At 39.0% G+C, this 18873-nt stretch carries 18 protein-coding genes; 12 read left to right on the top strand and 6 right to left on the bottom strand.

What is annotated here, in order from left to right; translation table 11 throughout:
• Positions 1-22 precede the first annotated feature (22 nt).
• From PRO_RS08025 to PRO_RS07980, 10 genes are all read left to right on the top strand, one after another.
• Positions 23-1927: a DNA-directed RNA polymerase subunit gamma gene (locus PRO_RS08025; protein WP_011125789.1), complete on the top strand. Its 1905-nt coding sequence runs from the start codon at positions 23-25 to the stop codon at positions 1925-1927.
• A 47-nt stretch (positions 1928-1974) separates the two neighbouring features.
• Positions 1975-6078, top strand: coding sequence for a DNA-directed RNA polymerase subunit beta' (locus PRO_RS08020; protein WP_011125788.1), 4104 nt, complete (start codon positions 1975-1977; stop codon positions 6076-6078).
• A gap of 43 nt (positions 6079-6121) precedes the next feature.
• Complete coding sequence (locus tag PRO_RS08015) at positions 6122-6274, top strand: high light inducible protein (protein WP_011125787.1); 153 nt, start codon at positions 6122-6124, stop codon at positions 6272-6274.
• A gap of 11 nt (positions 6275-6285) precedes the next feature.
• Complete coding sequence (gene rlmN, locus PRO_RS08010; protein ID WP_011125786.1) at positions 6286-7332, top strand: 23S rRNA (adenine(2503)-C(2))-methyltransferase RlmN; 1047 nt, start codon at positions 6286-6288, stop codon at positions 7330-7332.
• A 50-nt stretch (positions 7333-7382) separates the two neighbouring features.
• Complete coding sequence (locus tag PRO_RS08005) at positions 7383-9146, top strand: sodium:solute symporter family protein (RefSeq protein ID WP_011125785.1); 1764 nt, start codon at positions 7383-7385, stop codon at positions 9144-9146.
• A 212-nt stretch (positions 9147-9358) separates the two neighbouring features.
• Positions 9359-10168, top strand: coding sequence for a HEAT repeat domain-containing protein (locus tag PRO_RS08000; RefSeq protein ID WP_011125784.1), 810 nt, complete (start codon positions 9359-9361; stop codon positions 10166-10168).
• An 86-nt stretch (positions 10169-10254) separates the two neighbouring features.
• Complete coding sequence (locus tag PRO_RS07995) at positions 10255-10464, top strand: DUF2997 domain-containing protein (RefSeq protein WP_011125783.1); 210 nt, start codon at positions 10255-10257, stop codon at positions 10462-10464.
• Positions 10464-10856, top strand: coding sequence for a DUF1257 domain-containing protein (locus tag PRO_RS07990; protein ID WP_011125782.1), 393 nt, complete (start codon positions 10464-10466; stop codon positions 10854-10856). Before PRO_RS07995 ends, PRO_RS07990 begins: the two co-directional genes overlap by 1 nt.
• 12 nt (positions 10857-10868) lie before the next feature.
• Entirely contained in the window at positions 10869-11228 is a 360-nt protein-coding gene (locus PRO_RS07985; RefSeq protein ID WP_011125781.1) for a ferredoxin, read from the top strand.
• Between the two features lie 75 nt (positions 11229-11303).
• The gene (locus PRO_RS07980) at positions 11304-12467 is read left to right on the top strand and encodes an aldo/keto reductase (protein WP_052039736.1); all 1164 of its coding nucleotides are present in this window, start codon (positions 11304-11306) and stop codon (positions 12465-12467) included.
• Here the strand turns inward: PRO_RS07980 and rsmG are convergent.
• Positions 12446-13207 (bottom strand): 16S rRNA (guanine(527)-N(7))-methyltransferase RsmG, encoded by a 762-nt coding sequence (rsmG, locus tag PRO_RS07975; RefSeq protein WP_011125779.1) that lies wholly within the window; start codon positions 13205-13207, stop codon positions 12446-12448. The genes PRO_RS07980 and rsmG overlap by 22 nt on opposite strands.
• A 73-nt stretch (positions 13208-13280) precedes the next feature.
• On the opposite strand from rsmG, the gene PRO_RS07970 reads away from it, so the two are divergent.
• Both PRO_RS07970 and PRO_RS07965 read left to right on the top strand, forming a co-directional pair.
• The gene (locus PRO_RS07970) at positions 13281-13823 is read left to right on the top strand and encodes a J domain-containing protein (RefSeq protein ID WP_011125778.1); all 543 of its coding nucleotides are present in this window, start codon (positions 13281-13283) and stop codon (positions 13821-13823) included.
• On the top strand, positions 13810-14031 hold the full coding sequence (locus PRO_RS07965) for a DUF3143 domain-containing protein (RefSeq protein WP_036892512.1): 222 nt from the start codon (positions 13810-13812) through the stop codon (positions 14029-14031). The genes PRO_RS07970 and PRO_RS07965 overlap by 14 nt, the downstream gene beginning before the upstream one ends.
• A 4-nt stretch (positions 14032-14035) precedes the next feature.
• Here PRO_RS07965 and bioA read toward each other — a convergent pair whose 3' ends face one another.
• From bioA to PRO_RS07940, 5 genes are all read right to left on the bottom strand, one after another.
• Positions 14036-15340 (bottom strand): adenosylmethionine--8-amino-7-oxononanoate transaminase, encoded by a 1305-nt coding sequence (gene bioA, locus PRO_RS07960; protein WP_011125776.1) that lies wholly within the window; start codon positions 15338-15340, stop codon positions 14036-14038.
• A 242-nt stretch (positions 15341-15582) separates the two neighbouring features.
• Positions 15583-16242 carry a dethiobiotin synthase gene (bioD, locus tag PRO_RS07955; RefSeq protein WP_011125775.1) on the bottom strand — a complete coding sequence of 220 codons (660 nt, stop codon included), beginning with the start codon at positions 16240-16242 and terminating at the stop codon, positions 15583-15585.
• Positions 16239-16994, bottom strand: a complete 756-nt coding sequence (locus tag PRO_RS07950; RefSeq protein WP_011125774.1) for a methyltransferase domain-containing protein — start codon at positions 16992-16994, stop codon at positions 16239-16241. The genes bioD and PRO_RS07950 overlap by 4 nt, the downstream gene beginning before the upstream one ends.
• The gene (locus PRO_RS07945; RefSeq protein WP_011125773.1) at positions 16994-17707 is read right to left on the bottom strand and encodes an alpha/beta hydrolase; all 714 of its coding nucleotides are present in this window, start codon (positions 17705-17707) and stop codon (positions 16994-16996) included. Before PRO_RS07945 ends, PRO_RS07950 begins: the two co-directional genes overlap by 1 nt.
• Positions 17704-18849, bottom strand: coding sequence for an aminotransferase class I/II-fold pyridoxal phosphate-dependent enzyme (locus PRO_RS07940; protein ID WP_011125772.1), 1146 nt, complete (start codon positions 18847-18849; stop codon positions 17704-17706). Before PRO_RS07940 ends, PRO_RS07945 begins: the two co-directional genes overlap by 4 nt.
• Between the last annotated feature and the right edge of the window lie 24 nt (positions 18850-18873).

The raw sequence follows: 18873 nt of genomic DNA, 5'->3' as shown, positions 1-18873 counted from the left end.
TAATTAACACTATTTACTAGTCATGACTAACAGCAATTTAAGAACAGAGAATCATTTTGATTATGTCAAAATTACTTTGGCTTCTCCTGAAAGAGTTATGTCTTGGGGACAACGTACTCTACCTAATGGTCAAGTTGTTGGTGAAGTTACAAAGCCAGAAACTATTAATTACCGTACTTTGAAGCCAGAAATGGATGGCCTTTTCTGTGAGAAAATATTTGGTCCTTCAAAAGATTGGGAGTGTCATTGCGGTAAATACAAAAGAGTAAGACATCGCGGAATTGTTTGTGAGCGTTGTGGTGTTGAAGTTACAGAAAGCAGAGTACGTCGCCATAGAATGGGATTCATTAATTTAGCTGCTCCTGTCTCACATGTTTGGTATTTAAAGGGTATTCCTAGTTATGTGGCTATTTTGCTGGACATGCCACTTCGTGATGTTGAGCAAATTGTTTACTTCAATTGTTATGTAGTACTTGATGAAGGTGATCATAAAGATCTTAAGTACAAACAATTACTCACGGAAGATGAATGGCTTGAAGTGGAAGATGAAATCTATGCTGAAGACTCTACTATTGAAAATGAGCCTGTAGTAGGTATAGGAGCAGAAGCCTTAAAGCAATTATTAGAAGATCTTGATTTGCAGGAGGTTGCTGAACAATTGCGTGAAGAGATTACTGGTAGCAAAGGACAGAAAAGAGCAAAACTAATAAAGAGATTGAGAGTAATTGATAATTTCATTGCAACTAATGCCCGCCCAGAATGGATGGTTCTAAATGCAATACCAGTTATTCCTCCAGATCTTCGGCCTATGGTTCAATTAGATGGGGGCCGATTTGCCACCTCTGATTTAAATGATTTATATAGACGAGTAATTAATAGGAATAATCGTTTAGCAAGACTTCAGGAAATATTGGCCCCTGAGATTATTGTACGAAATGAAAAGAGGATGCTTCAGGAAGCTGTTGATGCTCTTGTTGATAATGGGAGAAGAGGAAGAACAGTTGTTGGGGCAAATAATCGAGCCTTGAAATCTTTGAGTGACATTATTGAAGGTAAGCAAGGAAGATTTAGGCAAAACCTTTTAGGTAAGAGAGTTGATTATTCAGGTAGATCAGTAATAGTGGTAGGCCCCAAATTGAAAATGCATCAATGTGGTCTACCAAAGGAGATGGCAATAGAGCTTTTCCAGCCTTTCGTAATTCATAGATTAATTCGTCAAAACATTGTCAATAACATTAAGGCTGCAAAGAAATTGATTCAACGTGCAGATGATGAGGTGATGCAGGTTTTGCAAGAGGTTATAGAAGGGCATCCAATTTTGTTAAACAGAGCTCCTACCTTGCATCGTCTAGGTATTCAAGCTTTTGAACCGAAATTAGTTGCAGGTAGAGCAATTCAATTACATCCATTGGTTTGTCCAGCATTTAATGCTGATTTTGATGGAGATCAAATGGCTGTGCACGTCCCACTAGCAATTGAGGCACAAACTGAGGCAAGAATGCTAATGCTTGCTAGCAATAATATTCTTTCTCCTGCGACTGGGGAACCAATAGTGACACCATCTCAAGATATGGTTCTTGGTTCTTATTATTTAACTGCTTTGCAACCAGATGCAGTTAAGCCAGATTTTGGAGATCAATCTAAAACCTTCGCTGGCTTAGAAGATGTAATTCATGCTTTCGAAGATAAAAGAATCAATCTTCATGATTGGGTATGGGTTCGTTTTAATGGGGAAGTAGAAGATGATGATGAATTGACTTCTCCTCTAGATACACAAATTCTGGAAGATGGTACTCAGATTCAACAATGGACTTATCGACGAGATCGCCTAGATGAAGAAGGCGCTTTAATTAGCCGCTTTCTCCTTACAACAGTCGGACGTGTAGTAATGAACAACACCATTATTGATGCTGTAGCTTCAGGCTGAACTTTCTTTTAACCACTTTATTTCTCAAAACTGATTAGGCATTATCAATGACTTCTACCTCTCCAAAATCTCGCAAATCTTCCAGCAAAAGAAAAGGTTCGAAAAAAAAGGCTGCTCGCTCAAAAAATGTTATTCCACCTCTTTCAAAAACACCTCCATCTTTTAGGAATTGTGTAGTTGATAAGAAATCTCTGAAGCAATTAGTTGCATGGGCATTTAAAAATCATGGAACTGCTGTTACAGCAGCAATGGCAGATAACTTAAAAGATCTTGGATTTAAATATGCAACACAAGCAGCAGTTTCGATCTCTGTAGATGACTTAAAAGTACCTGAAGCTAAACAAGACTTACTAGGACAGGCAGAGGAGCAAATCACTGCTACTGAGGAATGTTATCGACTTGGTGAGATTACAGAAGTAGAACGTCATACGAAGGTCATAGATACATGGACTGAAACTAATGAGCGTCTGGTTGATGCGGTTAAAAAGAATTTCAATCACAATGATCCACTGAACTCTGTCTGGATGATGGCAAACTCTGGGGCAAGGGGAAACATGTCACAAGTCCGTCAATTGGTAGGCATGAGAGGATTGATGGCTAACCCTCAAGGTGAGATTATTGACTTGCCTATTCGTACTAATTTTAGAGAAGGGCTTACAGTTACTGAATATGTAATCTCCTCCTATGGCGCACGTAAGGGTTTAGTTGATACTGCCTTGAGGACAGCAGATTCTGGTTATTTAACCAGACGCCTAGTTGATGTAGCACAAGATGTAATTGTCCGTGAGGAAGATTGCGGGACTACTAGAGCAATTTTGATTAATGCAGAAGATGGTCGTTTTGGGAATCGATTGGTAGGGCGTTTAGTTGCTGAAGATATTGTGGATCAAGAAGATGCTGTTATTGCCAAACGTGATACTGCAATCGATCCAGAACTTTCAAAGAAGATTGAAAAAGCAAACGTCAATGGTGTAATGATTCGCTCTCCATTGACTTGTGAGGCAACTCGTTCTGTATGTAGGAAGTGTTATGGATGGGCTCTGGCACATAATCAATTAGTTGATTTAGGCGAGGCTGTTGGAATTATTGCTGCACAGTCAATTGGTGAACCTGGTACACAGTTGACAATGAGAACTTTCCATACAGGGGGGGTATCTACAGCAGAAACAGGTGTTGTGCGCTCAAATCTTGCAGGTAAAGTTGAATTTGGCCCTAAAGCACGTGTTCGAGGCTATAGGACACCTCATGGAGTTGAAGCTCAGCAAGCTGAAGTGGATTTCCTTTTGCACATTAAGCCAACTGAGAAAGGCAAGGGTCAAAAGGTAGAGATCTCTAGTGGATCATTAATTTTTGTAGAGGACGGGCAAGAGGTTGATGCTGATGTGACGCTGGCTCAAATAGCTGCTGGTGCAATTAAGAAGAGTGTAGAAAAAGCCACTAAAGATGTGATATGTGATTTGGCTGGTCAAGTTCGATATGAAGAAGCCATCCAACCTAAAGAAGTAACTGATAGGCAAGGGAATATAACCCTTAAGGCTCAGAGGTTGGGGAGACTTTGGGTGTTGGCTGGTGATGTCTATAACCTTCCTCCTAATGCAAAACCAGTTATTGCAAGTAATGCCAATGTACAAGCAGGTAAAGTCTTAGCTGAGGCTAGTCAATCCAGTGAATTTGGTGGTGAGGTGCGTCTTCGTGATTCTATTGGAGATTCTCGAGAAGTTCAGATAGTAACTACTTCAATGACTTTGAAGGATTACAACTTGCTTGAAGAGTCTAATCACTCAGGCGAAATATGGAACCTTGAAGCAAATGATGGTACTCGCTATCGGATAAATAGTATTCCTGGAAGCAAGATTGGTAACAACGAAGTAATTGCTGAGTTGTCTGATGATCGTTTTAGAACAAAGACAGGTGGTTTGGTTAAATATGCACCTGGTCTTGCCATCAAAAAAGCGCGATCAGCAAAAAATGGATTTGAAGTAAGCAATGGAGGTTCTTTGTTATGGATTCCTCAGGAAACCCATGAAATTAATAAGGATATTTCTTTGTTAATGATTCAAGATCGTCAATGGATTGAAGCTGGGACAGAAGTTGTCAAGGATATTTTCAGTCAAACAGCTGGGATCGTAACAGTCACACAAAAGAATGACATCCTTAGAGAAATTATTGTAAGGAGTGGAGAATTTCATCTCTGTACTGATTCAAATATCTTGGAACGTTTTGATAATGAAGGACAAATTGTTAATCCTGGCGAGACGATAGCAAAGGGAATAAAGCCAGAAGCAATGGTCTTTGTTCAGACTATTGAAACGACTGAGGGTAAAGGTGTTTTATTAAGACCAGTTGAAGAATATACAATTCCAGATAAAGCTCAATTGCCAGAACTTTCTCATGTCACCCAACAACAAGGGCCATCTTTAGGCTTGAAGGCTACGCAAAGGCTTGGATATAAAGATGGCGAATTGATTAAGTCTGTAGAGGGAGTCGAGTTGCTTAAAACACAATTAATCTTAGAGACATTTGATACAACACCTCAAATGACTGTAGATGTTGAAGTAACAGAAGATCAATCAACTAAGACAATTCAAAGATTAAGGCTAGTTATTTTAGAAAGCATTCTTGTTAGACGTGACACAATTTCCGACTCAAGTCATGGTTCGACTCATACAGAGTTGCAAGTCAAAGATCAGCAGATTGTAAAAGCTGGAGATATTGTTGCAACAACGCAGATCCTATGTAAGGAAAAAGGAATTGTTCAATTACCTGAGATGAAAGAAGATGAACCTATTAGAAGACTTATTGTAGAGCGTCAAGAAGATACAGTAACTCTAACTGCTGCTTCTAAGCCTGTTGTCAAAATAGGGCAAAGGGTTATTGATGGCGATTTGTTGTCTAATGAAGAGCCTATAAATTGTTGTGGAGAGATTGAAGCCATCAAAGAAAATAAAGTAACCCTCAGATTAGGCCGTCCTTATATGGTCTCGCCAGACTCAGTTCTGCATGTCAAGAATGGTGATTTAGTACAGAGAGGAGATGGTTTGGCACTTTTGGTGTTCGAGAGACAAAAAACCGGTGACATTGTACAGGGTCTTCCAAGAATTGAGGAGTTGCTAGAAGCTAGAAGGCCTAGGGACTCGGCGATACTATGTAAAAGAAGAGGAATTGTAGAGATAAATCAAGGAGATGATGATGATTCGGTAGTAGTAAAAGTGATTGAAAGCGATGACCTGATTGAGGAATACCCAATTCTCCTTGGAAAGAATGTTATGATTAGTGATGGCCAGGAAGTGAAGGCAGGAGAATTGTTGACAGATGGCCCTGTTAATCCTCATGAATTATTAGAGTGTTTCTTTGGGGATCTTCGTGATCGAAAGCCACTTATGGAGGCGGCTCAAGAGGCAATAGCCAAACTTCAACACCGCTTAGTAACTGAAGTGCAGAATGTTTATAAATCTCAGGGTGTAGCAATTGATGACAAACATATTGAGGTAATTGTTAGGCAAATGACTAGTAAAGTTCGTATTGAAGATGCTGGTGATACGACTCTTTTGCCTGGTGAGTTGATAGAAATTCGACAAGTAGAAGATACAAATCAAGCTATTTCAATTACAGGAGGAGCGCCTGCTGAATTCACGCCTGTTTTATTGGGTATTACAAAAGCTTCTTTGAATACAGATAGCTTTATCTCTGCAGCGTCATTCCAAGAAACAACTAGAGTTCTTACGGAAGCTGCAATTGAAGGCAAATCTGATTGGTTGAGAGGGCTTAAAGAGAATGTCATTATTGGCCGTTTGATTCCAGCTGGTACGGGATTTAGCGGTTTTGTAGAAGAATTGCGTGCCGAGGCAGGACCTCACCCAGATATTTTGGCAGAAGATCCTGCAGGATATCGTCGCATTCAAAACCTTCGCCCTGATTACACGGTCGAGATGCCTTCTTCACCAGCGGCAGCAAATCTAACTTCTGTATTGGATGATCCGAGTGACGCTGATTTAGAGGCAACTCGGAATCGACATGGCATTGACCCCTCTACCAGTAATTTTGCAGCATTTGCTCGTCCAAGTGGAGATGATAATTTCCAAGAGGATCAGTCGCCAGACCCTGCAGCTTTAGAAGGTCTGCAAGAAGAGGGATTGCTCTCAGACGAGTAATACTTCTCCATTTCAAAAGCTTTTAAGTTATTTACTACCTTCAATGATCGACCCGAAAATTATTCCAGAGCGTAAATTGCCTAGCTATGGTTTTCACAACCATACTGAAAATCTAAATGGACGCTGGGCAATGATTGGATTTATTGCTTTAGTAATTGTGGAGTTCAAATTAGGCCATGGAATTCTTATTAGGTAGTTTTTGACATATTGGAAAGTCATAAGATTCAGTTACTTGGTCTAGATCTTAGTCAGCTCGAAAGGTTGGCTTTAGATCATGGTGAGTCTTTGTATAGAGGACGGCAATTACATCAATGGCTATATCAAAAGGGAGTAGATAATCTTGATGATATAACTGTTTTGCCCAAGGCTTGGCGAAATTCTTTAATTCAAAAAGGTATATCGGTTGGAGGACTTGTAGAAGTAAATAGATTTATAGCTGGTGATAGAACTATTAAATTATTATTATCTACAGGCGATGGTGAGATTATTGAGACAGTGGGGATTCCTTCAGGGAATCGATTGACGATTTGTGTCTCTAGCCAGATTGGCTGCCCAATGGGATGTCAATTCTGTGCAACTGGTAAAGATGGCCTTAAGCGATCATTGAAAGTCAATGAAATTGTAGCGCAAGTTTTTGCGGTAAAAAAAGCCTTTAATAGAAGCCCTTCCAATGTTGTGTTCATGGGAATGGGTGAGCCACTTTTGAATATTGAAGAAGTACTATCATCTATTTGTTGTTTAAATAAAGATTTAGGTATTGGACAACGTCGAATAACTGTTAGCACTGTGGGGGTAAAGAATACTTTGCCTCAACTTGCAGAGCTTGCGCTTCAATTCCTAGGGAGTGTTCAATTTACACTTGCATTAAGTTTGCATGCCCCAAATCAAAAATTACGTGAGTCATTGATTCCTTCAGCACAAAATTATCCTATAAAACTTTTATTAGAAGACTGTCGTCACTATTTAGATCTAACAGGTCGGAGAGTCAGCTTTGAATATATTCTCTTAGGTCATTTGAATGATCATATTGAACATGCGGAAGAGTTAGCTGATCTTGTTGGAGGATTTCAGAGCCATGTCAATTTAATTGCCTATAACCCCATAGATGGTGAGTCTTTTCAACGTCCTAGCAATCAACGTGTCAATATATTTATTAAGACATTACAAAAAAGAGGAATCGTAGTTAGCTTGCGTGCAAGTCGAGGTTTAGATAAGAATGCTGCATGTGGACAACTTAGAAGTATGAATATGTAAAATCGTCAGAAAACGTTTAAATAGAACTATCAACAAAAATCAAACACTTCATGGCATTAATAGACTGGATGGTTTTGAGCTTTTATTTGATGCTTTCACTTTTCTTAGGTCTTGTTCTATCTCGTAGAAATAATAGTGAAGATGATTACTTTATTGCTGGCCGCAAATTAACAGGATGGCTTGCTGGAGCTTCAATGGCTGCAACAACTTTTTCAATCGATACACCTCTATATGTTGCTGGTTTAGTTGGGACTAGAGGGCTTGCTGGAAATTGGGAGTGGTGGAGTTTTGGATTGGCTCATGTTGCTATGACAGTTGTTTTTGCACCTATGTGGAGACGTAGCGGTGTTTTGACTGATGCTGCTTTTACTGAATTGCGTTATGGGGGGTCTGCTGCTGCTTGGTTAAGAGGAATTAAGGCTTTTTTGCTTTCTGTCCCTATTAATTGTATTGGTATTGGATATGCTTTTCTAGCAATGAGAAAGGTTGCAGAAGCTCTTGGAATGGTCGATGGACATCGTGTAATTGGATCTGTGACTGATACATTCTTGCTTCTTTTGATTGTCGCTTTCTTCATGCTTGTATATACAGCAGTAGGTGGATTATGGGCAGTTGTTGTAAACGATTTTGTTCAGTTGCTATTGGCACTGGTAGGTGCTTTTGTTCTTGCTTTTACGGTCATCAATGCTTCAGGTGGAATGTCTCAAATGATTGCTGGATTAGAAGCATTAGACAGACCGGAACTGTTGTCGATTTTCCCATGGACATGGACTCAAGATGGATTTCAATGGATTGGTAAAGCTGGTATAAGTGCTGCTACTTTTATTGCATTTTTATCTCTTCAGTGGTGGAGTTTCAGAAGGAGTGATGGTGGGGGGGAATTTATTCAGCGCTTGCTAGCAACAAAAGATGAGCAGCAGGCGACATTGGCAGGATGGGTATTCCTGTGTGTTAATTACCTTTTGCGTAGTTGGTTGTGGATTGTTGTTGGACTTTCAGCATTGGTTTTGTTACCTTCCCAGCAAGATTGGGAGCTTAGTTATCCAACCCTTGCAATTGAATATCTACCACCAGTTGTATTAGGGATCGTTATAGTCTCTCTGGTCGCGGCATTCATGAGCACAGTAAGTACCTCTTTGAATTGGGGAGCTAGTTACTTAACTCATGACCTGTATAAAAGATTCATAAGACCTGAGGCAAGTCAGAAAGAATTGATTCTCATGGGTCAAATTACATGTTTATTACTTTTAGTTGTGGGAATTATTACTGCATTGATTAGTGACAGCATTGGATCAATATTTCGCCTTGTTATAGCGATAGGGACTGGTCCAGGTGTTGTACTCGTTTTGCGATGGTTTTGGTGGAGAATTAATGCAATATCAGAGTTAGCGGCTATGATTTGTGGTTTTTTTATTGGCTTTACAACATCAGTAGTTCCAATTTTCCGGATTGAAGATTATGGAATTAAACTCATGGTAACAACAATTCTTACTGCAATAGTCTGGTTGATTGCTTTAGCATTAACGCCACCGGAGTCTGATGAAGTGTTGGAAAAATTTGTTCGTCTTGTAAGGCCTCCAGGCCCAGGGTGGGCACGTTTGAGAAAACGTTTTGAGATTGTCCCTGTGGATTCTTTGAAGGAATTGATTTTTCGTTTTTTACTTAGTGTGGGCTTGCTTTTTGGAATGCTTTTTGCAAGTGGAGCTTTTTTATTTCATCAGGAAAGAGGTGGTTGGATAAGCTTGGTGATAGCAGTTTTTTGTCTTTTTACAATGAAAAGGAAATCTTTAAGTAGCGTTTTTTCATTGCGTTAAGGTTTAATTTTTGAGAATTTGAAGCAAAATGATTCCAACAGGTTCTTCCTCTTGAGCTTCCTAAGAACAACAATTTTGCCTTTAATTATAGTGACTCTCTTTGGTCTCGCGTTATTGGCAGTTACTGCTCGTATTTGGCTCCCAGGGGATATGTTGGCGCCTGCGCCCCTTTGATAAATCAGAAATTACTTACTCTGGTTAATATCTTTAGTATGAAAGAAGATCGCCTCAATTCAGCAGATGAAGGACTAAGAAGTCTTGCGATAGATCCGGATATTCTTGCAAAGGAGTTGGCGGCAGAAGTTCAAGGGGATCCATTAGATGAAATCGATATTGAAGCATTTGATTCAGATGAAACTAAAGTTTCAAATGAATGTCAATTGGGATTAAATTGGCTGCAACAAGGCCATGAAGAGCGATTACAAGGTTTGAGAGTGTTTTGTGAGCATAGAGATCCCAGATCTATAGATTTATTAATTCCTTTGTTGGCTGAGCCTTGCCCTGTAGAGAGAATGAGTGCTGTTTATGCATTGGGAAGGAACCCTTCGCCTCTTGCAGTAGATACGTTGCTTCAGTTGCTAGAAAATGATAGTAATGCTTATGTGCGCAAGGCTGCTGCATGGAGTTTAGGCAATTATTCAAACTCCCCAGTAATGGAACCATTGCTTAGATCGTTACATACTGATGTTGCGGCGGTAAGATTATGGGCTGCGAGTTCTCTTGCAGAAGTAGGCTCCAGCTCTATTGAGAAAGCTAAAAAAGTAGTATTAGAATTGCTTCTTAGTTTGAGAATTGATCAAGAACCTTTAGTTCGGAGTAATTGTATTTGGTCACTTGGAAGGTTATATGGAAATCTTCCTCAATCATTGAAATCCGAATTAACCGAAGGCCTTTTCCTTGTTTTACTGAATGATTTAGAGCCTTCAGTAAGATATGAGGCCAGAATAGCCTTGGAACAGATTCAGTCTCCTGATGTTCTGAAACGATTAAAAACTCTGGTTGAAGATGGACTTTTACTTTGATTATTAAATTTAATGTTTACATCTATCAATTGAAACAACCATTTGGCTCGCTTTTGTATATCATTTAATTCATTTAATTTCTTTTGATGCCTCAACGCACTTTGCGATTCAGGATTCGTCAAGATGGATTTGTTGAAGAGACAGTTGAAGGAGTTCTAGGTCAATCCTGTGCTCAACTCACTGAAAAGCTTGAATCTGCCTTAGGCACCGTTCAACACAGGGAACCAACTTCTGAGTCTTACATTTCATCAGAAGAGCTTTCTCAATTACTTCCAGATCAAATTAAAATCTCCTAATGTCTCATTTCAGTACTGTTAAAACTCAATTAAGAAAGAAAGAGCCTCTTCTTAAGGCCTTGCTTGAATTGGGCTATATACCTCAAGAAGGCGAACAGAAGGTTCGAGGTTATAGAGGACAGACTGTTCGAGCAGAATTGGCAGTGAAAATGCCTGAAGGAGGTGACATAGGCTTTAGATGGAATCAAAATACAAAAGCATATGAACTAGTAGCAGATTTAGATCTTTGGAAGCAGACTATACCGCTTGACCGTTTTCTTTCTAAGCTAACTCAACAATATGCTCTTAGTACGGTTTTAGATGCAACTGCAGAGGAAGGTTTTGAGGTTGCAGAAAGAAAAACTCATATCGATGGTTCTATTGAATTGGTTGTAACACGTTGGGACTCTTGATTTGTTAACTTTTTGACCAATGACCCTGCAATAGCTTTTAGGGTAACAGCTCTAGAAGATAATCAGCCTAATGGGAGAGAACCTATCCTTGGGGGTATTCTTCGTAAGAAGGCAGTCTGGGTTGATGAATCTTTATGCATAGGTTGTACTTATTGCAGTTGCGTTGCGACAAATACTTTTACCATGGAGCCAGACAATGGACGTGCTAGAGCATTCCGCCAAGATGGTGATAGCACCGAAGTCATACAAGAGGCTATAGATACTTGTCCAGTTAATTGCATTGATTGGGTGAAATTTGAGGATTTAGATGATTTGCGTTCCCAGTTAAATGCCAAAACTATTCGTCCGCTTGGACTTCCACCATTGAGATGAATAAAATTTGGGACAGTGAATAATATTTCCAATAATTGCGATTCACTACCTTGTAGGCGATTCGGGCGAACGGAAATGAATATCCCTGTTTTGTCGTTAGGCGGCATGCGCTTTCAGCATAGTTGGAGCGATCTCGCAATGAAAGAAGTTACAAATGATAGTCAGATGAATTTAGAAGAAATTCTAAAATTTGCATCTAAAAATGGTTTCCATCATATAGAAACAGCCAGACATTATGGGACTTCTGAGCTGCAACTCGGCAGTGCTATGAAAAGGGTTGTGGACTCTAAAAGAATTGTTCAAACAAAAATTCCACCAAGAGAAGACCCGAATGAGTTTGAGAAAGAACTTGAACTGAGTTACTCAAAATTGCAATGTAAAAAAATTGATCTTCTTGCAATACATGGCTTGAATCTTCCAGAGCATTTGGATCAGACCATTCGCCCAGGAGGATGTCTAGAAGTTGTTCGCAGATGGCAGAGGAATGATCGTATTAAACATGTTGGCTTTTCAACGCATGGACCTACGGATTTAATAGTTAAAGCGATTGAAACAAATGAATTTGACTACATAAATCTGCATTGGTATTTTATTTTTCAAGATAATGAACCTGCATTGGCGGCGGCAGCAAAATTCGATTTAGGTGTTTTTATCATTAGCCCTACTGACAAAGGGGGACATTTACATACCCCATCAGCAAAGCTTTTAAAACTATGTTCACCACTTCATCCAATTGTTTTTAATGATTTATTTTGCTTAAGTGATGCAAGAGTTCATACCATAAGCGTTGGGGCATCTAACATTAGAGATTTTCTTTTACATCTTCATGCAGTTGATACACTTGATCAAGCTCATCATGTGTTGCCTGGAATTAAAAAACGTCTACTAGATGCCGCCAATAGCTCGTTAGGAGAAGACTGGATGGCCACATGGAGAGAAGGCTTGCCAGTATGGGATCAAACTCCAGGAGAAATTAATATTCCTGTATTGATATGGTTATATAATCTTCAAATATCTTGGGGTATGGAAGACTATGCAAAAGCCCGCTATAGATTACTAGGTGGAGGTAGCCATTGGTTCCCTGGTGCAAACTGTGACAATCTGGATAATACTGTAAGTGTAGATGATCTTAAAGAAGCACTACAACTTAGTCCTTGGGTTGATGAAATTGTTGAAAGATTACGTGAACTTCGCGAAAAGTTTAAAGGGATTCCTGTTCAAAGATTGTCAGATGTTTGATTGTTTAGAGGTCTTTTAAGAGGTATACCTACAGACCTTGGATATTTCCCTGGACAAAGCATAGTGCTGCTAATACGAATAGCATGTCTTATTCCTCGCCGCTCAGGTAATTCAAGAGACTTAGTGGTGTCGATTTTTCCTTTCAATTTAGAAAGCGCTTTCAGAAGTTCTTTTTTCTCAAGATCATTCCATTTCCCTTTGTACATAACTGCCTGCCCTGTTGGCTTTAAGAACGGAATTAAATACTCTGCTAATACTGGAGCTTTTGCAACAGCTCGAGCTATGGCTAAATCAAACGTGTGTCTATGCAGCTTCTTTTGACCTGTTAATTCTATGCGTTCTGTAAGAACATTTACTCTTGATAAAAGACCAAGCTCTTTAACAATTTCTTTAACCGCAGATGTTTTCCTATAAATTGAATCAATTAGCGTTGTAGACGATCGAGGTAGGGCTATTGCAACTGCTAATCCAGGCAGCCCGCAACCAGTCCCAACATCAATTATATTTATTTGCTTATCTTGAAATTTGAGTTCATCTTGAATTGGCCAAAGACTATCTAAGATTTGAGAGATCCAAAAATCATTGCCTTCAATTAATCTAGTTAGATTAATTTTCTGATTCCATTCCCTTAATAGATATTGAAGTTGATTGAATTGTTCCAATTGTTGTGGTGATGGCTCCCATTGCAAATGTTGCCAAATTTGTGTTTCTTGACGTTTGAACTTTTTTTGATTAGTCATAGCTTTAAGGATTTTTGTATAGAATTGAGCTTGAGTAATTATTTGCCTTTTTATCTTTAACGATATTGATGCTTTGAATATTCCTAAGAGCCATTATGAATTGTTGGGAGTCCCAAGAACAGCTGATTTGCAGACTCTTAAAAAGGCATTTCATCGTTTAAGCAAGATTTTGCATCCAGACACTACTATTCTTCCTATTGATGAAGCTGAACGTCAATTCCGTAATGTATGTGAAGCATATGAACTACTTTCTGATCCTATAAAGAGAGAAAATTATGACAAGAGTCTAAAAAGACAAACCTTGATCAATGATGTTTCTTTGAAGGAGAGAGATTTTGAAGTAAACAATGCAATCAAAAGTGTTCTTGATAATGGCAACCGAAGGCCTCTATCAGGAGGGGAGTTGCTTTCTTTGTTTCTTTTAGGACTTGCTCTTGCTATTAGTTTGTTGTTAGGAGTGGTTGTTGCTTTCTTAAATGGTAAGGAATTGCAAGTAGCTCCAAGTTGGTTAAGAATAAGAGATCCATTAGTCCTACCCCTTTCCTATCAAATAAGAGATGTCGATTCTCCCATCAGCCAAAACACCTCTCAATCAACATTCATTGACAGCTCTTGAGTATTGGCTAATAAGTCTTGGGGCAGAAAAAAGTAGTATTAACCCTTGCCTTTGGCGATGGATCATGCCTCAGTGGTCAGCTGAGATCGTTATTGAACAAGATGAGCTAATGGTCGTTTGGAGTGAAGGTGAGAAAAAAAGTCAATTTGGCTTTCCCTATGGACTACCACGAGAAGATGTAGAAGCGGCTTTAAAGCATGGGCCTTGAATTCTTAGATGATATCAAGGCTGGATTTGATGACCTTATAACACTGTTCTAATTGATGATCACTTATACATAATGGTGGGAGGAGATAGATTACATTGCCTAGGGGTCTGATAAACACATTATTTGCTAATGCGTAGGCTTTTATGACTTTGCCTGTATTATTTAAATAGCCATCATTTCCATCTGTTTTTAAATCAAAAGCAGCGATTGTTCCAGTAAGTCGAATTTTTTTTATTTTTGGGTGTTTTACAAGTTGTTCGAGATGTGGAAGATGTCGGGACTCGAAATTGGTATAGGCAGTTGGATTGCGTTCTAAAAGGTCTAAACTTGCATTTGCCGCTGCGCATCCAAGAGGGTTGGCAGTAAAGCTATGCCCATGCCAAAAAGTTTTTTGCGGATCATTCCCAAGGAACGTGTTATAGATCTCTTGACTTGCCATAGTGATACCCATGGGGAGGAAGCCACCAGTTAGACCTTTAGATAAAGCCATAAGATCAGGTGAGATTTTGGCACGCTGAGATGCAAAGAGAGATCCAGTACGGGCAAAGCCAACCATAACCTCATCAGCTATTAGTAATGCCTTTGCTTGGCGAACAACTCCTTGAACAGCTTGCAAAAATTCAGGTCTCACCATCGTCATACCACCTGCACCTTGAATTAGGGGCTCTAGGATTACTGCTGCCGTAGGCCTTTCAAGCATAATTTCAAGTTTCTTTATAGCTTCTTCTTCTCGGCGTTCAATTCCTTCATCTCCCCACCATGTTGATGGCCACGTAGCTCTACTGACTGGGAAGAGCATTTCTTTGAATGGTTCATTGAATAAGTTTCGCTCTCCTACAGACATGGCTCCAAAAGTATCGCCATGGTAAGCACCTTCGAAGGCGATAATATGATGCCTTTGCTCTCCTTTATTATGCCAATATTGAAGGGCGATTTTCAGAGCTACTTCCACAGCAGTTGATCCATTATCGGAAAAAAATAGTCGTTGAAGACCAGTCGCTTGACTCAATCTCTTTGCAAGAAGTTCAGCCTGAGGATGAACAAAGTCAGCGAAGATTACTTGTTCCAATTGCTTGGCTTGGTTATAAATAGCTGATGCAATATATGGATCTGAATGACCATGTAATGTCACCCACCAACTACTGATTGCGTCAATAATTGGCTCCCCATTATCTTTGAAAATAAGACATCCTTTAGCATTGGAAATCTGTAGCGGTGGTCTCGAAGAGGTGATCTGTGTGAAGGGAGGCCATATGTTTTGATGCCAATTTTCTGGGTATGACAAAATATTATCCATAGCTTTATCCATATTGCTGCCTTTGAGATTTGTTCATGTTTCAGAAGTAAAGTAATTCAGTTAGGAGGATAGAAAAAAATGATAAGCTTAATGCTTTTCAATATGAACTTAACATTTGGATTCTTTGATTGATACAGCTACATTAATTGTTTTAATCATTACTCTAACTTGTTAATAGTTTATTGATTTATATTAGAGCTTTTACTTAATTCTCAGAAAACTATTTTATGACATTAACTATTGAATAGCAGGAATCACCTGTTAGTAGTTTCTAATAATTGCTCCAAGCGGTTTCTTATATCTTGTTTTAGCCACTCTTTAGCAAGACTACTTGCCGAAAGACTTGCAAGCTTTGGCAATTGAGCAATTACTGGTACGCCTCCAAATTGTTCTAAGGTTTTTGGATTGTCTTTATGCAAAGGACCATTGATGATGAGACCTAGGATTGGAATTTTCCTTTTTGTTAATGCCTCAATTGATAGAAGTGTGTGGTTCAGTGTCCCTAATCCACTTCGTGCAACTATTATGATTGGCAACATCCATTCCTTTAGTAGATCTATTTGTAGATATTGTCGTGTTAATGGGACCATAACTCCTCCAGCGGTCTCAATGATCAGAGATTGGTTGACAAGAGGTACTTTGAGTAAATTAGGTTTGATGATTATATGTTCTTGTTCAGCTGCCCAGTGAGGTGAAACAGCTGCTTTGAATTTGTACTTTTCAGGAATCCACCGTTCTTTCGGAAGAGTTAGTAGCTCGCATACTCGGTTTGTATCCCCTCCTCCTTCCAAGCCACTTTGAATAGGCTTCCAGTAAACTCCTGATAGCCCTTGCACTAAAAGACTACTTACTACAGTTTTTCCAACATCTGTATCTGTTCCACAAACGACTACTTTCAATGATTTTATGTTCATTTTTTAACTAGAAGTATATGTATTAACCAAGTTAAGTTGTATGTGCGGTTGGACTCAACCATTGGCCACGATTGTTGAAGTCGTCGCCATTGAGAAATATTTAGGGCTGGATGATGACTTGTTTGGGCTCCGATATTAACTAATGGTTTTAATAGAGAAGTAACTCGCGGAGCTTTTTGAGTAAAGCTTTCTAATTGTTGAAATATGATGTTATCTGCTTTGACTAGATTAGTTAGTGCATTGTGAGAAGGGAATTTCATTGCTGTGCATGCAACTTTTGCTTTTTTTGCTGCTTCATGCCATTCAGGGAAACTTGCTTCGTCTGGTAATGCTATAGCTAGCAAGCCTCCAGGGGCAAGGGCAGAAAACCACTCCATTAGTCTTTCTTCAGGGTCCTTTAACCAATGCAATGCAAAACTTGAAGCAATTAATGTTGGAGGGTTTTCCCACTTTGGCAGGCCATAGTTGAGGTTAAAGAGTTGTGTTGATTTATTCGGAAGATGTTCTGCGAGCATTCTTGGAGAACCATCGACTCTAATAACAGATTGATTAGGATTTATTTTTTCTAGAGCATTTGCAAGTAGACCAGTCCCAGAACCTAAATCAACCCATACCCCAGAATTTATAACTTTTTTGGAACATTGAGCTGCTAATTTTGCTGCAAAAATCTTTTGCAGATTTGCTGAGTTGTTATATTTGGATGAAGCTTCATCAAAGTTTTGAATTACAAGCTTTTGCCAGTTTGTTGACATTATCCTGAGATTAACCAGTTGTTTACTTTCTCAATGAGAATCTTTAGCCGTATAAAATGGCCTTCATTTTTTATTTTCCAATTTACAGATGGTGTTAGGAGATGTTGATTAAGGTCGTCTATCAGTGATGTGCTTGTAGTAGTACATAAGATTTCATCTTTTTCACTATTTATGACTAGAACTTTTGCGTGTTTATTAAGACCATCAGGCAATTTATTAGTGTTTATAAGAAGATCTAAATCTTCTTTTAGTTGTTTTCGTCCTGTGACAGAGATTCCTCCTTTAAGGAGATCATGAAATAAGAGTGGCTTGTTATACGGACTAGTTGCTTTTTGAAAAAATTTTGACAACATAATTTTCTCTGTGTCCTTTCCAATGTGTTTTTGCATTCCGTTTAAAGCTGTAAGTACAGCTCTTCGCTCTTTGCTGTTTGGAATAAAACGACTAAAGCTGTTTAATAGTACAATTTCAGAAGCTTTCTCAAGAACTTGTCTTGAGATTAAGTGTAAACCAAGAGAATGACAGAAAAGAATCTTTTTGGAGCTATGACCATAGAGTGAACTCTCCTGCCATGAAGGCTCGTAAGTTTCGATATGTCCATAACCTCTCTCTGCATTCCTCCATAACCATCCTTTTGATTTGAAGTGGTTATGCCAATTATTCCAATAGCTGCTATCGCTACACCAACCATGCATCGCGATAATTTGGTTCATACTTTTTTGCCAAGATAAAATAATAGCTGTTCTAATACTTCTCCTGGCAGATTATTTCTTACTACAATTCTTAATCTAGAGGTACCTTCTGGAACTGTAGGAGGTCTTATAGCAACAGTTAATATGCCATTAGCCTCAAGTTCAGTTTGTTTTTTTAAAGATTCTTCATCACTGCCAAGGACAAGAGGAATGATGGGACTATTACCTATACGAACATTCCATCCATGCTCTATTAGTGTTGATCTCCATAAACTGGATTTCTTCTGAAGAGCTAATCCCCAACCTGGATTGTCTTTGATAAGTTTTAAGGCTTCCAAAGCTGCGGCTGCTAGTGGCGGGGCAAGTGCTGTTGTGTAACGAAATGCACCACTTGTTTGAACTATATGTTCCCCATAAAAATCGCTTGTTGCTAAAAAGGCTCCTCCACCTCCAAAGGCTTTCCCAAAGGTCCCGCTTATCATTGTGACTGGATTCTTGAGTCCATAACAAAGCCCTCTCCCTTGATCCCCCATCACACCAAGAGAATGAGCTTCATCAACTAATAGCATTGCATGATAGTTGTTACATAGCTCTCCTATTTTTTCTAAGTCAGGACTACTTCCTTCCATGCTGAAAACACTTTCTGTTATTACTAGAGGTGTTTGAGTAGGACTTTCCTTCAAACTTATTTTGATAAGTTTTTCTAGATCGTTAATGTCGTTATGAGAAAAACGCTTGAGTTTTGCCCCGCTGGCTTTGATCCCTACTAATAAGGAATGGTGAATTAACTTGTCTGCTATCACAGGAGTCTTACGATTTGCCAAAGTTGTGACTGCAGCCAAATTAGCTTGGAATCCACTAGGGAAAAGTAATACACTTTCAAAATTCAACCATTGACTAAGTTCTTTCTCGAGTGCTTGATGTATAGGCCTACTGCCAGTTACAAGCCTTGAGCCCCCAGCTCCTAATCCTTCAGCAATCATAGTTTCCTTTGCTGCTTCTATGAGGTTTGGATGTTGGCTTAGCCCTAAATAATCATTGCTTGCAAGATCAAGGAGAGAACTAAATTGTTTGTCATTAATATTTTCAAGTAATCTGCCAGCTTTTGCTTTAGGGATCCAAGTCCTTATCTTGCGTATCCTTGTTTTAGGAATCTTTTTCATACATTTATTTTGAAGATTGAATTA

Source organism: Prochlorococcus marinus subsp. marinus str. CCMP1375, from assembly GCF_000007925.1.
Classification (GTDB): Bacteria; Cyanobacteriota; Cyanobacteriia; order PCC-6307; family Cyanobiaceae; genus Prochlorococcus_E; species Prochlorococcus_E marinus.
The sequence above is the reverse complement of the archived record's forward strand: the minus strand, read 5'-3'. Positions and strand labels throughout refer to the sequence as shown.

Coding starts and splice junctions, on each gene's coding strand:
- PRO_RS08025 (WP_011125789.1), top strand. CDS start 23: ATGACTAACAGCAATTTAAGAACAGAGAATCATTTTGATTATGTCAAA.
- PRO_RS08020 (WP_011125788.1), top strand. CDS start 1,975: ATGACTTCTACCTCTCCAAAATCTCGCAAATCTTCCAGCAAAAGAAAA.
- PRO_RS08015 (WP_011125787.1), top strand. CDS start 6,122: ATGATCGACCCGAAAATTATTCCAGAGCGTAAATTGCCTAGCTATGGT.
- PRO_RS08005 (WP_011125785.1), top strand. CDS start 7,383: ATGGCATTAATAGACTGGATGGTTTTGAGCTTTTATTTGATGCTTTCA.
- PRO_RS08000 (WP_011125784.1), top strand. CDS start 9,359: ATGAAAGAAGATCGCCTCAATTCAGCAGATGAAGGACTAAGAAGTCTT.
- PRO_RS07995 (WP_011125783.1), top strand. CDS start 10,255: ATGCCTCAACGCACTTTGCGATTCAGGATTCGTCAAGATGGATTTGTT.
- PRO_RS07990 (WP_011125782.1), top strand. CDS start 10,464: ATGTCTCATTTCAGTACTGTTAAAACTCAATTAAGAAAGAAAGAGCCT.
- PRO_RS07980 (WP_052039736.1), top strand. CDS start 11,304: ATGAATATCCCTGTTTTGTCGTTAGGCGGCATGCGCTTTCAGCATAGT.
- rsmG (WP_011125779.1), bottom strand. CDS start 13,207: ATGACTAATCAAAAAAAGTTCAAACGTCAAGAAACACAAATTTGGCAA.
- bioA (WP_011125776.1), bottom strand. CDS start 15,340: ATGGATAAAGCTATGGATAATATTTTGTCATACCCAGAAAATTGGCAT.
- bioD (WP_011125775.1), bottom strand. CDS start 16,242: ATGAACATAAAATCATTGAAAGTAGTCGTTTGTGGAACAGATACAGAT.
- PRO_RS07950 (WP_011125774.1), bottom strand. CDS start 16,994: ATGTCAACAAACTGGCAAAAGCTTGTAATTCAAAACTTTGATGAAGCT.
- PRO_RS07945 (WP_011125773.1), bottom strand. CDS start 17,707: ATGAACCAAATTATCGCGATGCATGGTTGGTGTAGCGATAGCAGCTAT.
- PRO_RS07940 (WP_011125772.1), bottom strand. CDS start 18,849: ATGAAAAAGATTCCTAAAACAAGGATACGCAAGATAAGGACTTGGATC.